This is a genomic window from Treponema lecithinolyticum ATCC 700332 (assembly GCA_000468055.1).
Taxonomy (GTDB): domain Bacteria; phylum Spirochaetota; class Spirochaetia; order Treponematales; family Treponemataceae; genus Treponema_C; species Treponema_C lecithinolyticum.
Map to the genome: position 1 here is coordinate 83,677 of KI260567.1, position 15,643 is coordinate 99,319.

Annotated in this window: 11 protein-coding genes and 2 tRNA genes; 7 read left to right on the forward strand and 6 right to left on the reverse strand. The window is 43.5% G+C overall.

Annotated elements, in window-relative coordinates:
- Positions 1-15: 15 nt before the first annotated feature.
- Positions 16-1,320 carry a class II D-tagatose-bisphosphate aldolase, non-catalytic subunit gene (locus tag HMPREF9193_RS07630; RefSeq protein WP_021687530.1) on the reverse strand — a complete coding sequence of 435 codons (1,305 nt, stop codon included), beginning with the start codon at positions 1,318-1,320 and terminating at the stop codon, positions 16-18.
- Positions 1,321-1,342: 22 nt separating this feature from the next.
- Entirely contained in the window at positions 1,343-2,518 is a 1,176-nt protein-coding gene (locus HMPREF9193_RS07635) for an SIS domain-containing protein (RefSeq protein WP_021687531.1), read from the reverse strand.
- A 184-nt stretch (positions 2,519-2,702) separates the two neighbouring features.
- Between HMPREF9193_RS07635 and HMPREF9193_RS07640 the strand changes: the two genes are divergently transcribed.
- Positions 2,703-3,461, forward strand: coding sequence for a DeoR/GlpR family DNA-binding transcription regulator (locus HMPREF9193_RS07640; protein ID WP_021687533.1), 759 nt, complete (start codon positions 2,703-2,705; stop codon positions 3,459-3,461).
- A 63-nt stretch (positions 3,462-3,524) separates the two neighbouring features.
- On the opposite strand, the gene HMPREF9193_RS07645 is transcribed toward HMPREF9193_RS07640, so the two are convergent.
- The 3 genes from HMPREF9193_RS07645 to HMPREF9193_RS07660 all read right to left on the reverse strand — a co-directional run bounded on the left by HMPREF9193_RS07645 (position 3,525) and on the right by HMPREF9193_RS07660 (position 6,180).
- Positions 3,525-4,337 (reverse strand): MBL fold metallo-hydrolase, encoded by an 813-nt coding sequence (locus tag HMPREF9193_RS07645; RefSeq protein ID WP_040847934.1) that lies wholly within the window; start codon positions 4,335-4,337, stop codon positions 3,525-3,527.
- 232 nt (positions 4,338-4,569) lie between these two features.
- Positions 4,570-5,274 carry a helix-turn-helix transcriptional regulator gene (locus HMPREF9193_RS10870; protein ID WP_021687536.1) on the reverse strand — a complete coding sequence of 235 codons (705 nt, stop codon included), beginning with the start codon at positions 5,272-5,274 and terminating at the stop codon, positions 4,570-4,572.
- Between the two features lie 45 nt (positions 5,275-5,319).
- Positions 5,320-6,180 (reverse strand): Rpn family recombination-promoting nuclease/putative transposase, encoded by an 861-nt coding sequence (locus tag HMPREF9193_RS07660; protein WP_021687537.1) that lies wholly within the window; start codon positions 6,178-6,180, stop codon positions 5,320-5,322.
- A gap of 295 nt (positions 6,181-6,475) precedes the next feature.
- Between HMPREF9193_RS07660 and argS the strand changes: the two genes are divergently transcribed.
- The 5 genes from argS to HMPREF9193_RS07685 all read left to right on the forward strand — a co-directional run bounded on the left by argS (position 6,476) and on the right by HMPREF9193_RS07685 (position 11,404).
- Positions 6,476-8,323: an arginine--tRNA ligase gene (gene argS, locus HMPREF9193_RS07665; protein WP_021687539.1), complete on the forward strand. Its 1,848-nt coding sequence runs from the start codon at positions 6,476-6,478 to the stop codon at positions 8,321-8,323.
- 15 nt (positions 8,324-8,338) lie between these two features.
- On the forward strand, positions 8,339-9,565 hold the full coding sequence (locus HMPREF9193_RS07670) for an arginine deiminase (RefSeq protein WP_021687540.1): 1,227 nt from the start codon (positions 8,339-8,341) through the stop codon (positions 9,563-9,565).
- A gap of 99 nt (positions 9,566-9,664) precedes the next feature.
- Positions 9,665-11,164: a carboxyvinyltransferase gene (locus HMPREF9193_RS07675; protein ID WP_040847937.1), complete on the forward strand. Its 1,500-nt coding sequence runs from the start codon at positions 9,665-9,667 to the stop codon at positions 11,162-11,164.
- 42 nt (positions 11,165-11,206) lie between these two features.
- A tRNA-Gln gene (locus HMPREF9193_RS07680) sits at positions 11,207-11,277 on the forward strand.
- 55 nt (positions 11,278-11,332) lie between these two features.
- Positions 11,333-11,404 (forward strand) — tRNA-Glu (locus HMPREF9193_RS07685).
- Positions 11,405-11,468: 64 nt separating this feature from the next.
- Here the strand turns inward: HMPREF9193_RS07685 and HMPREF9193_RS07690 are convergent.
- Entirely contained in the window at positions 11,469-13,829 is a 2,361-nt protein-coding gene (locus tag HMPREF9193_RS07690) for a heavy metal translocating P-type ATPase (RefSeq protein WP_021687542.1), read from the reverse strand.
- Between the two features lie 86 nt (positions 13,830-13,915).
- Here HMPREF9193_RS07690 and HMPREF9193_RS07695 point away from each other — a divergent pair, with 86 nt between their 5' ends.
- A complete protein-coding gene (locus tag HMPREF9193_RS07695) occupies positions 13,916-15,631 on the forward strand; it encodes a DUF5312 family protein (RefSeq protein ID WP_021687543.1) in 1,716 nt (571 codons plus the stop codon).
- The last annotated feature ends 12 nt before the right edge of the window (positions 15,632-15,643 follow it).

Here is a 15,643-nt window from a genome sequence, read left to right on the forward strand (position 1 = left end):
GATGAATATCGACTTTTATATGTCATATTTTAAAACGGATTCGGAAAAACATGCTCGTTCGTATTTTTTTAATTCGGTGTCGATAACCGCAACCGGAATCTCTCGCATATCTGTGTGCGTCTTAAAAAAGTCGGCTTGTAAGTGCGGGATGTACTGTGAGAGTAACTGCACAGGAATCTTTTTGCGAGAAAGCGATTCCGTCAACTTACGAACGGATGACATAACTATAGGATTATCCCAATAGTACCGTACTCTGTCCGAATAACCGAACAACATTTCAATACGATTGTCTTCGGCATAATAGTCTTTCCATGATTCCGGAAAGAATTCCATTGCTTTTTCGAGTGTAACAATCAGGTCGGGTTTTCCCGAACTGCCGGATAATTCCATATCGATATAGGCTAAACCGAATAAGGCTTCGCGCATTGCAAAGGTAAGACCGGGACCGACTTTTAAAATCGCAACGCCGTCTTCAACCAGCATGCGCAAACTTTGTTCTTGCTGATAATCGGTTGAATGTCCTTCAAACACAAGGGAAGGGTAAGCGTGCAGTGCTTGCATTAGTTCTTTTGCAGGTTTTCTGCGGTAGGGATATACATTCATTGCGCCGAATTCAACTCCCGGCTGCACAACGACGGCAATTACCCTTGACCACGCCGCACTAAGCCCTTTCCGGGCAAAAGCTTCTTTATGCAGCCGAATTGTTTCGTGAAAATCTTCCGGTTTGGTCGGAACCGGCGCCATGCTTTTTCCCTGTTCGGCAGTTCCTCCGGGAATGGGAACTTCGGTACCGATGACATAGACGGGAGGTATTTTTGCTTTTAATTTTTTGTTGTGCGCAAACTCTTCTTCCGCCGCAAAGCACAGTTCTGCAGCCCGTTGTGCGGCAACTGCAGGATTCAATGCTCCTTTGGGGTCATCGGCAAGGGGCATACTTGCGTCCAAATGGATTTTTACGGCACCGGCTGCAACAAAAGCTTTTACCATCGTTTCGGCTTCTTTCATTGCTTCGGCTGCTTTTTTTTTGCGCCACGGAAAAGGTCCGAGGTGATCGCCGCCGTATGCAAAAAGCCCTTCGTTTACTCCAAAACGTTCGGCACGCTGACGCAAATTCTTTGCGAAATCTTCAGGAGTCATACCTGTATAGCCGCCGTATTGGTTTACTTGATTTGCCGTCGCTTCAATTAAAACCGGATGTTTGCTTTTTGATGCACGCATAAAAGCCGCATCCAAAACAGCCGGCTGCGACGAACACACCGAATAAAGTCCGCATGCTTTTCCTGTTTTTCTTGTTTCAATAAGATCGTTAAAAATATTCATTTTTCCCTGTTTCCTCTGCCGTTTATTCTTCGTGAATCGTTACGCCTTGCACAACCCGATTGATTACACCGCCGGGGGACGGGGCATCCGGCTTAAGATTGTGCGCCAAAGATATAAAAAATCCCAAAAGCTGTCCGAATAATGTTACAATTACGGAACGGAAATCGTCGTTGACGGCAGTACCATCACTGCAGGCGAAAACTTGTATTTTATCCGGATTTTTGTATTTGTCATCCGAAACGACAACGACGGTTTTACCCAGTTTTTTTGCACAAATTTCGTTGATTAAATCGTCTTCGTATAATTGCCGCTTTTTGTCGGCTGATCTGAAAATAAAAACCAAAGAAGTTTTATCGATTGCCGCCATAAAACCGTGGCGGATTCCCAATAAATCTTCGGCTTTAGCTATAACGCTTCCGCCGGATAATTCTTGTATTTTTAAATGACTTTCCATTGCGCCGCCGAAAAAGGGACGTGAAGCGATAAAAAACACTCTTTTGTAGTTTTTGCGCGATAAGGTATAAGCCATGTCGGCTGTTTGCGGTAAAATTGTTTGGACGGTTTTTGCCGTTTGCTGAACGGCAACCGCATATTCCGTGCGCCTTTCTTTTTGCAAATACGCCAATGCCATGCCCGCTATAACCATGCTCGAAAAAGAAGATGTCATTGCAAGACTTTTATCGTTTGTTTTTTCCGGCAGCAAAATTGTGCGTCTGTTTTTTTTGCAATTGTTTATTAACGAAACCAATTTACCGTTTTTATTGCAGGTAATGGCGATTTGTTTTACCAACCCCGGGCGTAATTTTTCGGCAAGCTCTGAAACGGCATTCCCCTCGGGGCTGTTGCCCGACCGTGCAAAAGATACGAGTATAAACGGAACGCGCGGAAAAGACGATTGCGGGTCCATTAAAATTTCTGTTGACGGTATGGCGTTCACACAGGTAAATACCTTTTTAAGCGCCGGTTGAATTGAAAGGCTTACGTAATGAGAACTGCCGGCTCCGGACAGCAGCAAAACCGGATCTTTTCCTACAAAAGTCGATAAGTCTTCAAAGTGTTTTTCTATAATTGCAAGCGTTTCCAGCCATCTTTGCGGCTGGCTTACTATTTCTTGTGCCGTATTGATGTAGCCGAGTTCTTTTTGTTCTTGTTTGGGTTTGTTTAATAAAAGTTCAATTTCGCTCAATTTATTGTTCATATTTGACTCCTTTTGTAAATATAATACACCATTTTGAGCGTTTGTCAACTATTTTTTTTATTTTTTTATTTATTTTTAGCAATAAACGTCATTTATGCACACTGCTGTGCTTCCTTAAGATGTTTTTTTCATATATAATCTGTTAGGAATAAAGCAGGTAAAATATTACTCAAAAGGAAGATATATGATACGCGAAAAACGGTTTGAACAAATAAAATTTCAATTGTTAAAAAACGGTATAATCGATGCCGATGAAATATGTTCTTTACTGAATGTGTCGCGGGCAACCGTGCGCCGCGATCTTCATGTGCTTGAAAAGGAAGGGGCGCTCAAAAGAATTCACGGCGGAGCAGTAACGGTTTCTTCTGAAAAAGAGCAGCCGTTTTATTCAAAAATTTCTATTGCCGAAAAAGAAAAACGAGAAATAGGAATAACTGCCGCCTCTCTTATTCCCGAAGGCTCGGTTGTCGGCTGTACCGGCGGAACAACCGTTATGAATGTCGTTCAAGCTATAAAAGAAAAAAAGATATCGATATTAACAAATGCCATTAATATAGCCATGGAATTGGTTTCTTCAAATATATCCGATGTTATTGTAACCGGCGGTACTTTGCGTCCGCGCTCGTATGAATTGGTCGGTCACGAAGCCGATGAAATGATCTCCCGTTTTCATCTTGATATAGCGCTTATAGGAATCGACGGCATATCGATTACGCAGGGAATTTCAACATATACTATTGCCGAAGCTCATACGGCATCGTTATATATAAATCATGCAAAAAAAACTGTGGTCGTCGCCGACCATACAAAAATCGGAAATGTGGCACCGGCTTTAATCGCTCCGGTATCTTGTGTTGATGTGCTTATAACCGATCAAGGAATAACCGATTCACAAAGACAAGCACTTGAACAAGCCGGTGTGGAAGTTATTATCGCAAATTGATATACGGTCGAATATTTTATTTAGTTGTTTGCCGCAGGACAGTCTATTCCGACTTGTGCTTTTTCATAGATTATCGTCCGTAAAGTCCCATGGTGCGTTTTCGTCAAACGGGTGCTTTTTGCTGAATGTTGCCGATTTGTCAATATGGCTGAACGCCTTTTCAATGTCCGTTCGTATGCCGCTGTGTCCCGTGCACACGTATTTTATGTGACTGTCCCTTACAATACTTTTAAGTTTGATTAACGAGCGTTTGTTCATATCGGGATATTGCGTAAAAAAATCAAAAAAGCTGTAGCCGCCCTCATCGTTGACGGCAAGACAGTCCCCGCTGAACAGTATAAAATCATCGACGATATAACACATGTGCCCTAAGGTATGCCCCGGAATGTGAAATGCTTGCACCTTTATAGTGCCTGCCGTTACGATTTCCCTGTCTTCAAGTTTTTTATAGCCTTTATCAAGTTGAACGCAATTTTTGATTTTAATGCCGAACTTTTTTATTCTATAAATCGATCCGTTCAAATATGCTTCTTCGTCGCTTCCCAAATAAACTTGTGCGTTCGGAAATATATTCGTACCCGTTGAATCGATTCCTCCGCAGTGGTCAACATCGGCATGAGTAATAAAAACATGCCGTATATTATTCGGGTTTATGCCGATTTTATCAAAACGTGCCTGAATGTTCGGAAAATTCAAATGCCCCGAATCAACGGCAATGCTGACGCCGTCTTTTGTATAAAACCAAATGTTGACATCGCTTTCTTTGATACAGCTTATTCCGTCTGCTAAAACTCCCGTAGGGGCCGGATTGCAATATTTTTTTCCCCTGGATACATACGGTTTTATTTTATTGTCAAATAAATACATCAATTTCATATAAGCGCCCCCTATAAAAACTTTTGCAGGAAGCTTGCGCTTCCGAAAAAGTTTTTAGCCGCGCTTTCGCAAACACCGGTTGAGAAAGCGCATAAAATTGACGAGTTTGCAACGCAAACTCGATATAAAAAGCGGCGACGCTATAACAGGCGCCGTTTTTTATCATGCCTCCTTTGTATTTTTCGATTTAAGTATATCAGGTTTTTACAAACGGCGCTTTCAAAAATCCGCTTTACAGCGCATTCGAAACGGATATTCCCGTCATCCGCTTGCATACCGAAGCAAAATGTGAGGGACTGGAAAAACCTGAATCAAGGGATGCTGCCGTTATGCTTTGGCCGGAATAAATTGATTTCCACACATACTCAAGCTGTCTCATCAAAAGATAGCTTTTAAGCGAAATTCCCGCTTCTCTTTTAAATAGATGAGTAAGCCAGCTTTCCGAATACTGTTTTTCGTTTGCTATATCGCGGACTCGTTTACCCAAGTGCTTAAAAGTTTTGATTTCAAAAATAAGGTTTTCAATCCGTTTGTCCATATTTTTTTTACCGGAAAAATGAATTCCCATATCCGATAAAAAGCTTTCAAGTTTTAAGGCGATTTTGTCATCTGTATGCGGTTCGGAAAAATCAAAAGGTGCAATATCTTTTTGAAAGGAAACGCCGCTTCGCCCGGCAGGAATTAACTCTCGTATATCGTCTGCAATCGAAGATGTCGGGTCGATAAGGAAAATGTAGTTTATCGTTCCATCGGGACTTTTATGCAAAACATTGTCTTTTAAAAAAATAACACTGCCGGTATAACTTTCCGAACCCGATAAAAGGGACAGCGGACTGCAACTTAAAAATATGTGCAGCATACTGTGTTTGTGAAAATCCGTATTCCGATATGACGGTTCTACGATTACATATGAATCTTTGAATATCAGCCTGCTCATTCAATTATATCGCTATGCTGCACTCAGATCTACCGATTATCGCATTTATAGCTTTTTAATTTCTGCTTCGGAAAGTCCGGTGGCTTTTGCGATGTCGGCACAAGACAAATGCATAGTTGTTAGGATTTTTGCAGTTTCGAGTGCTTTTTGATAGGCGCCGCGCACAATACCGTCTTGTCTACCTTTGCGCATACCTGCGGCAATACCTTTTTCAAAGCCGATTTTCTCTCCTATCTGTGAGCCCTCTCTAAGTAAATCATCTTTATGAATATTTAATGACATATACAAGCTCCTAAAGCGTTCATTGTTTTTGGTTGTTTCAACAAGCTCATCGATAGTTTTGGTAAAAGTGCTTGTTGCTTGTTTTTTACACAGATACTGTAGCAGCGCGTGCAGCTCCGTATCTTTTTCTTTGCCGTATGCACTTGCATTATAAAATACTTTATATGATTTGTCATTAAGAAAAAGAGCGCTGTTTTCTTTGCATGTGTTTTCAAAAGTGTACACGGGGATTCCTCTATCGAACGGGTCTTGCGTGCAAATAAAGATAACATAGCTATCCTTAAGCTCTGCATAGCTTTGTCCGCGTAAGAGGTTATCGATATCCATAAGGCTTTGATAATACCGGGTACGTTTAGGAAGCTCCGGCGATAATGCAGTCTGTATTTCGATGTCGAACACACGCGACGGTTCGGAAACATAAACATCAAGGCGGATCCCCTTGCTTTCGTAAAAAGGAGCTATAGTTTTTTGTAAAGAGGGATATTCTATTTTACCGACTTTAATATGCAACAGACGTTCTAAAACGCCTTTGCAAACCGGTTTGTTTTTCATAATCGTACCGAACATAAAATCATCCGTGAAAGTTAGTTCATCTACGCTTTTGCGTTTGAGAAAACTGTCCATAAAAGGTGCCTCCTGAAAAGTATGTGTAGAGCGCCCATAATGCTCTCCGTGTATATTATTGTCGTTTGTTGTACAAAAAAGAGAAAAATTACGGAAAAAAGTTAAAAAAAATACAAAAGATTTGTTTGCAGCGTGGACTTTACGCCGGTAATGCCAGTCCCCGGCAAGAACGCCGGAAACGCTTCAAGTATGCGAGTTTTAGGCACAAGCCTAAAACTCGGTTTGAAAACCGTGCATCCTGCACGGTTTTCATAACTGTTGACAAAAAAGCGATATCACTCTAGAGTAAAAAACCATGGTACATTTTGCACGTATATGCGGCGCCGTTACGGCGGACGCTTTAAATAAGCTAGCGGAAAGCAAAAATCTTTCCGTGCCTCACATTGATGTTTCGTCTTTGCTTTTGGAAACGCCGCCCGATCCCAAAATGGGCGATGTGGGCATTCCGCTTTTCGGTTTTGCCAAAAATTTTAAACAAGCGCCGGCGCAAATCGCAGCCGATGTTTTAAAAATCATCAATACCGACTTTGCCCAAAAAGCATCGCAAGCCGGAACCTTTTCGGCAGCCGGTCCGTACATAAACGTACGCTTAAACAAAGCAGCCGTCGCCGCTTCCGTTTTGCGCACCGTGCTTGAACAGGGTACATCCTACGGCGCTTTGAACGAAGACGGAAAACCGCAGCGCAAGGGCGAGCGTATCATGATCGAGTTTTCCAGTCCGAACACGAATAAGCCGCTCCACTTGGGACATTTGCGTAACGACGCGATCGGCGAAAGCGTAAGCCGCACCATGAGGTTTTTGGGCGCCGACGTTTTTAAAACCACTATCATCAACGACCGCGGCGTTCACATTTGCAAGTCCATGCTCGCCTACCAAAAGCTGCACAGTGCCGAAGCCCACGCGCGTGCGGGGCACCCCGAGCTTCCCGCCGACACGCCCGAAAACGCGGGCGTAAAAAGCGACCGCTTTGTCGGCGACTGTTACGTCGAATACAACGATTATGCAAAATCGCACCCGGAAGCCGAAAAAGAAGCACAGGACATGCTCGTGCGCTGGGAAAACAACGATAAAAGCGTGCGGGAACTGTGGCGGCTTATGAACGATTGGGCGATTGCCGGCATCAAGCAAACGTACGATCGCACCGGAATTTCGTTCGACAAAATGTTTTTTGAAAGCGATACCTATTTAAAAGGGCGCGAAGAGATTTTGCGCGGATTGGAAAAAGGGATTTTTTATAAAGACGCCGACGGCGCCGTGTGGGTAGACCTTGCCGAAATCAATTTGGATAAAAAAGTACTGTTGCGAAAAGACGGTACCACCGTCTACATAACGCAGGATATCGGGCTCGCGATAAACCGCCATGCCGAATGGCTATTCGACAAACTCATTTATGTTGTCGCGACCGAACAGATTTATCACTTTAAAGTTCTTTTTTATATAATGAAAAAACTCGGCTACGATTGGCACTCAAAGCTGTACCATTTGGCGTACGGTATGGTCAATTTGCCCGAAGGCAAAATGAAAAGCCGCGAAGGGACGGTTGTAGACGCAGACGATCTTTTGAACAACCTGCGCGACGACGCCTTGCAGGAAATTACGGCGAAGGGGCGCGAAAAAGCGGTCGGTAATCCGCAAGATGTTGCCGAAAAAGTTGCGCTTGCCGCCGTCCACTATTTTTTGCTGCAAGTATCCCCTTTTAAAGATATGATTTTTAATCCCAAAGAATCGCTGTCGTTTAACGGCAATACCGGCCCCTATTTGCAGTACATGGGAGCGCGCATGTGTTCCGTTTTGGCAAAGGCAGAAAAAGAAGGACTTACTGGCGCACACGTGAGAGCGCAAGCGGATTTTGAAAAGGCGTGCGCGCTTTTTCAAAGCGACGCCGAATGGGATTTAATAAAGCTTATCGGTTCTTTCCCGCGCGTTTTGCAAAAAGCGTCCGAAGCGCTCGATTCGGCATCGATTGCAGGATATGCGTACGATACGGCAAAAGCGTTTGCCAAATTTTACCACGATTGCCCGATTGTAAATGCCGACAGTGCCGAATGCGCACAGGTGCGCTTAACGCTGACGCTTGCCGTTTTAACCGTGCTTAAAAACGCGCTTAATTTGATTTTGGTTCCCTTTCTTGAAGTTATGTAAACAAAGGCGTTTTAAATGGTCAATGTAAAAAGCGAAATAAAACCTTTAAAAAAAGTGTTAGTGCACCGCCCCGGACGAGAGTTGTTGAATTTAACTCCTACAAGTTTAAGCCGTTTACTTTTTGATGATATTCCTTATTTAAGTGCGGCGCAAAGAGAACACGACCAATTTGTTTGCGTTCTTGAACAAAACGGAGCTGAAGTCGTATATCTTGAAAAGTTGGCAGCGCAAACGCTTCAAACTTCCGACCAATTAAAAAAAACTTTTGTAGAACAATATATTGATGAAGCTGGAATATACGCGCAAAAATACCGCACTCTTGTGTTTGATTTTTTAATGACTATTGAAGATACCGAAGAATTGGTATTAAAGACGATGGAAGGTATTCGGCTTAAAGAGTTAGACAAAAGCGCTTTACGGTTTTTGGAAAACTGCGGCACAAAGGGCGATAAACTGGTGATAGACCCTATGCCGAATTTGTATTTTACGCGCGACACCATGGTGGTTATCGGCGAGCGTTTGTGTATAAACAGTATGTATTCTGCTACCCGCCGTAGAGAAACACTGTACGGTGAATATATTTTTACCCACCATCCCGATTTTAAAGGGCGCGTTAAACGCTGTTACGGTCGAAGCGAAGCGCTGCATATAGAAGGCGGCGATATTACGAATTTAAATGAACACGTAATAGCGATCGGCGTGTCAGAGCGTACGTGTGCCGACGCGGTTGAAAAACTGGCATATACGCTTTTTACCGATGAGGATTGTGCGGTCGATACTGTGCTTGCTTTTACCATTCCTTCAAAGCGTGCTTTTATGCATTTGGATACGGTATTTACGCAAATCGATTACGATAAATTTGCCGTACACTCCGGAATCTTGGATACGCTTGAAGTGTTTGAATTAACTTTAGCAGCGGATAAAAAAAGTTTGCACATACAAAAACTTGAAGACAGCTTGGAGCGTATTTTGGAACGCTACACGGGAGCTTTTGCGGTAAGTTTAGTGCGCTTCGGCTCCGACGATACTTTGACTGCCGAGCGCGAGCAGTGGAACGACGGTTCCAATACGCTGTGTGTTGCCCCCGGGGAGATTATCGTTTACGAGCGAAACGAAGCGTCTAACGAACTTTTGGCATCACACGGCGTAAAACTGCATACCGTTCCCAGCTGCGAGCTTTCGCGAGGGCGAGGCGGTCCGCGTTGTATGAGTATGCCTTTGGTACGAGCCGAAGCGCACTAAGCTAAACGGTTTTATACGCTGTAAAAGTTTTGACGCTAAACGCTCTAAGCTGCGTGCGCGCAGACGGTCCGGCATAGCGGCGACAGGTGGTAAACGCAAGTGATTTGTCTTCAAAATTCTAAAAGTTTGATTATCAGAGTGTGCGTTATCGCTTCTTTTTCGCAATTGTCCGATCCGGTAAAATTGTATATCGGCGGCAATGAAAAAAAATTACCGTCGGTAGTAAAAAACTGTTTACAGCTTTTAAAGTTGCAAAATAAACCTTATACCCTTGAAAAGGGTATTCTCACCCTGTATCCGCAAATATTTACCGGAACACTGCAGTGCGTTTCGACGGCAAACATTCCGGTACCGGATACGGGAGAGGCGACATCGGATACGGACGAGCTGATGCCGGAGACTTTTGTTATAAACAGTTCGCTTACTTTGGCACTTTTTATACTGTTTATATGTGCGGGAACGGGAGCAGGTTTTAAAGTTCCTTTGGCGCTTCCGCTTGCAATGTATAAAAAACGTTTTGCACTTTACGTGCGCTTTGCAAAAAAAACATATAAAGTGCATATACGTACGCAAAAAGGGAAGGGCGCTTTGAGCGGCTATATGCTTATAACGATTTTGCCGTGCGCATATGCTGTGCAGCCTAAAATGATAAAGCTGGGTTTTACTTCGTCGCAACCGGTAAGTGCTGCGGTTTTGGCAAAAGCTTTGTCGGCGGACGCAAATGGAAAAGTTATTTCATTGAATTGTAATGAATTACCTTATACATCTTTAACTGCATACACGGTAAACCGCTGCTTTGCAAGCGCACGCTGTTCGGCTGTTTTAATTGCCGCTCAAAAAAAAACCAGTGCAGGTTATGCACTGCACATCAGTGCAGTTTCTGCCGGTACACATGCAAAAGCTTTATCGGATACACCGCTTTTACCGGCGCATACGGCTTTGTTTATACCCGACTTTTCAAGCTTTGCCTTTATTATTGCCGCTGCCGCGCTAAAAAAGCTCAAAAGCTTTAGTTTTTTTGTGCCGAAAGGTGCTTTCCCTTTTTCAGAAGAAAGTTATATACCGGATTTAAAAAGCATCCGCTTACTTTTTAACCCGTCATTTAAACTTACCGGAAAAATAAAAGCCGCCGATATGTGCGAATATGAAGAAGTTTTGTGCAGCGGTATACAAATGCAAAGTGCGCTTATCGGTGTAAACGAAAACCCCGATTCTTTTTTGCCGCTTGCTGTGTGTGCAGCGATGCTTTTAAGGCACAATCCTTTGCTTACGGTATCTTTTACCGGAGTTTCCGTATTAAAAACCAAAGAATGTGACCGTTTAAAAATTGTGCTGCAATTTGTAAAAAAACTGCCGTTTGTAAAAGTTAAGCACAAGCGTTTATTCGACACGCTTACTTTAACTGCTGTGCAAACTAAAGTAAAAGAGTGCAAACAAATGCTTATCGACTGTCGGCAAGATCACCGCGTGTATATGACCTTTAAAATGCTGCAGCTTTCTTGTCCCGAACTGGAAAAAAATTGTATACTTACAAACTATGAATGCAATATGAACGAATCGTATACGGAACTGGAAACACACATTAAAGCGTTGCCTTGACAGCTTTGTCCTTTTTCGCTATATTTTTTTTACCGTATGCGCTCCCCGATTGTGTAATGGTAGCACGGCAGATTCTGGTTCTGCTTGTGGGGGTTCGAGTCCTCCTTGGGGAACTGATAGGGCTGTCTGAAGCTTCGGCTTTTGGGCAGCCTTTTTTTAGCGCAGCACGGTCCCTTCGTCTATCGGTTAGGACGAAAGATTCTCAATCTTTAAAGACGGGTTCGATTCCCGTAGGGACCGAAATCGATGTTAAGCTGTTTAAAATATGCACTTGCGGCAGCCCGGTTCGGCTGCTCGGCGGTGCTTACAGTTTTTTCCCGCGTAAGCGCAGGGCATTCGTTACTACAAATACCGAACTGAGCGACATAGCAAAACTTGCAATCATCGGCGATAAAAGCACGCCGTAAGCGCGGTACAAAAGACCTGCTGCTAAAGGAAGTCCGATACTGTTGTAAAAAAACGCCCAAAACAGATTTTGTTTGATATTGCGTATAGTCATACGGCTTAATTTTACCGCTTTTGCCGCGTCGCGCAAATCGCCTTTTACCAATACGATGTCGCCTGATTCAACTGCAATGTCACTGCCGTTTCCCATTGCGGCTCCAACGTCCGCTTGTACGAGGGCGGGCGCATCGTTTATGCCGTCGCCGACCATCATAACCGTATGCCCTTGCGCTTGCAAATTTTGAATAACCGCTGCTTTGTCTTGAGGAAGTACTTCGGCAATAACTTGGTCGGTTTGAATTTGTTTGCCGATGTATTCTGCTGCAGCTTTGTTGTCGCCCGTTAAAAGTACGGTGTGCAGCCCTTGTTTTTTCATAAGAAAAACCGCTTCGGCGCTGTGCGCCTTTAGTTTGTCGGTTACGGTAATCAAAGCTAAAAGCTGTGTGCCTAAAGCAAGGTATATAAGTGCAGCTCCTTCGCGGGAAGCGCGTTCGGCTTGTTCAGAAAAAAGGCGGCACTCGATACCGTTTTCCTGCATAAAAAGGCGGTTTCCCGCTAAAACAGTTTGAGCGGTGTTTTGTGTTTTGTCTTTGCTTAAAAAACCGCCCGTAACCGAAGCGCGCACTCCTTTTCCGCTTATATTTTCAAACGATACGACATTAAAAATGCTGTTAAAGTTTGCACCAGTTGCGCTATGCGTTTGCGCTGCATCGGTTACGGCTTTTGCAAGCGGGTGAGATGAAGCGTTTTCTACGGCTGCGGCAAGACAAAGCACGTCGGCTTCGTTTTTACCGTCGGCGCAAAAAACGTCGCATATTTCTGGTTTACCCTCGGTAAGGGTGCCCGTTTTATCCAGCACAACCGTATCAATCCGTTTTGCCGTTTCCAGCGCTTCGCCGGAGCGTATCAGTATGCCGTTTGAAGCGCCTAAACCGGTTCCGGTCATAATTGCCGCAGGTGTTGCCAAACCGAGTGCACACGGGCATGCTATAACCAATACGGATGTGCACACTCTGAGTATAAAAGAACTTTCCGCCCCGGCGGCAGCCCACACTATGCCGGCTATAACGGCAACGCCGATGACAATCGGAACAAACACGGCAGACACTTTATCCGCAATTTGAGAGATGGGCGCTTTTTTGCTTTGCGCTTCTTCTACAAATGCAATAATTTTTGCCAAAGCCGTGTCTTTTCCCGTTTTGTCGACCCGTACGTACAGCACGCCGCTTCCGTTCATGCTGCCGCCGGTAACGGCAGAACCGGTTTGTTTTTCCGCCGGTAAGCTTTCTCCGGTGAGCATGGATTCGTCTACTCCGCTTGTACCTTTTATTACCGTACCGTCAAGCGGAATACGTTGTCCGGCTTTTACCAATACGATGTCGCCGGGGTTTACTTGTGCAAGCGCTGTTTCCCGTATTGTTTCGCTTGCCGTACCGAAATTATCAACATAAAAAGCCGTATCGCTTTGCAGTGTCATCAGCGCCTCTATGGCTCTTTTGGTTTTTTCTTTGCCGCGCGCTTCAAGATATTTTCCGCTCATAACAAAAACGAGCACAAAAGCGGCAGCTTCGTAATATAAATCGTGTACAAGCTGAGGTTTTAGCGGAATTAAAAAAGTCAATACAAGACTGTAGATAAACGCAGATGTGCTTCCCAAAGCGACAAGCGTGTCCATATTCGGATTTAAGTGAAAAGCCGATTTAAAACCGCGAAAATAAAATGTGCGTCCAATAAATAAAATGGGAACGGTGCACAAAAGGTTTAAAAGCGCAAAATTCGAAGGAAAGCGCTCCGGAGCAAAAAGCGGAGGAAGCGGTAAGCCTATCATGTGTCCCATCGAAACATACATAAGAAGCAGTGCAAAAAACCATGCCGAAGCGAGTGTGTGCGCTTGTGTTTTTTGGGCGGCATTTTTGCCGTGCCCTAAGCCGGTGCCCGTGTATGCTTTGCCGCCAGAAAATTTGCCGGCATCAAAAGCACTGCCGGAGCTGTCCGTATCGGTTTGCGCTTTGCAGCCGAAACCGGCTTTTTGCACTTTAGCGACAATCAGTGTTTCCGGTACTTTTTCCGGATCGAATACGATGTGCATTTTATTAGTGGTTAAATTAACATCGCTTCGTACAACTCCGTCGATTTTTCGGGTAACGCGCTCGACGGCAGCCGAACAGGCTGCACAAGACATACCTTCTATTATAAACGTTTTTTCGGCGCTTTTACTCATGCTTTAAATATAACCCTAAAAAAAATACACGTCAATGTTTAGCACTTATATTGACGTATAACGGTACATATCGTAATATGAGCTACATGGAAAATACTCAGGATTCATTTGAACATCTGGTAGCCGGTTTAACATCGGAAGAAAGAACATTTCTTTTTCAAAAAATCAAAGGCAGTATTGAAAACGACAAAGAATCGTTGGTTTTCGATCAAAGCGCCGATAACTTTGCTATTAAAGATTTGGAAAAAGAATTAAAAAATGAATCTCTTTTTTTACGTATATGGATTTTTCTAAAAAAACTATTCAGCAGCAGCGATACCGAAAGCGTGTACAACGAATACCGGGTTGCTGCCGAAGCAAAACGTTTTGACAGCGAACATCCCAATTTAATACATCCGACACGTTTTACACTTGAAAACCTGTTTTATGAGTATTTATTAAAGCTGCGTAGCGCAGCCGCTTTTTTTAAAAGCGGTATAAATGAATATGAAAAAAACGAAGATGACTTTTATATATTTTTGAACACACTCGTTATGCCCGATTTAAAAGATCGGGTAGAACGGGAAGTAAATCCGTTTTCTTTACCTGCCGATACCCAGCCTGCTCCTGATGTACGGGCTGCTCTTATTCATAAATTAAACGATATTTTAGAATCGGTTGACCCCGAAGAAAAATCAAAACTGCACGGCTGTTTATGCAGCCTCGACTGGCTCCGTCAATTCGTACACTTACCCTTTGCCCGTTTTACCGCATGCTTTTCTTCTTCCGGTGCCGGCAATACGATGAGCTGCGGTATGGATATTGCAAAGGACGAAATAGAGCGCTTTGCAAGCGTGTTGTGCTACGGCAAACGGATATTCCCGGAAGTGCTGGAAACGCTGTATATGTTTGCTTCGCAAGCGAAAATGAACGCCGGAGAAAAAGTCGATGTGGAAAACGGATTGTCTGTTTTTTTACAAAAAAGCGTGGAACATGTCGGCTTTATAAAATATTTTATTCACAACGTTCCTTTGCGTTCTTTAGGCATTATATCTCACCGTTCGGCACTGTGGACGCCCATGTATAAGGAATTTTCGGGAAATTGGTTTGCACGCTGTCAAAGTCAATGGCGCAGAATTTTTGATCAAAAATGGGAACTGTGGGTACACGAGCGCAAACTCATTAAAACAAAAGAGCGTATTACAACTTTATTTAAAACAAAAGACTATCCGCTTATTCCCAACCGTCCGTGGCAAAAACTCCAAGATACGGTTGTGTGTATGCGCGAATACTCGTTGAGTTTTTTATATGCTTTTTTCGTGGATATTTACCCGTCTTTGCTGCCTTTTTTAAAGGTAATTTTAGTAGACGGAAAATTCGCTTTGCGCGAAAACGGTCTTGAATTTACCGATACGTATAATTCGATAAACCACCTTTGTGAAAATGTAATTTCTTTGAATGCAAAATTTTCTTCCACAGGCGTGTATGGACAAGCTTTTGCCAATATCGAACTTGCCGACATGCATACTATTCAGGGGCAGGAAAAAGCAAACGCATTAGTGCGTTCAATAGAAGCTGAAGCAAATTTGCTTATTTCCGTGTTCGGAGATTGCTGCCGTTCTTTTAGAATGCTGTTTGACGGTATTTTAGGAAATACAAAAAATATGAAATACGGCGCGCTTTCCAATTTGTCTGCGCTGACAAGCCCGGATAAAAAATCGATGAGGCAGCATTTTGATGAAACCATTACCAGTATAGAAGAATGTTTTGAATTGCTTAAGGAAGTTGAATCGCTGGAATCGACTTCACCGCTGTCAAAATAAGCTTAACTGCGT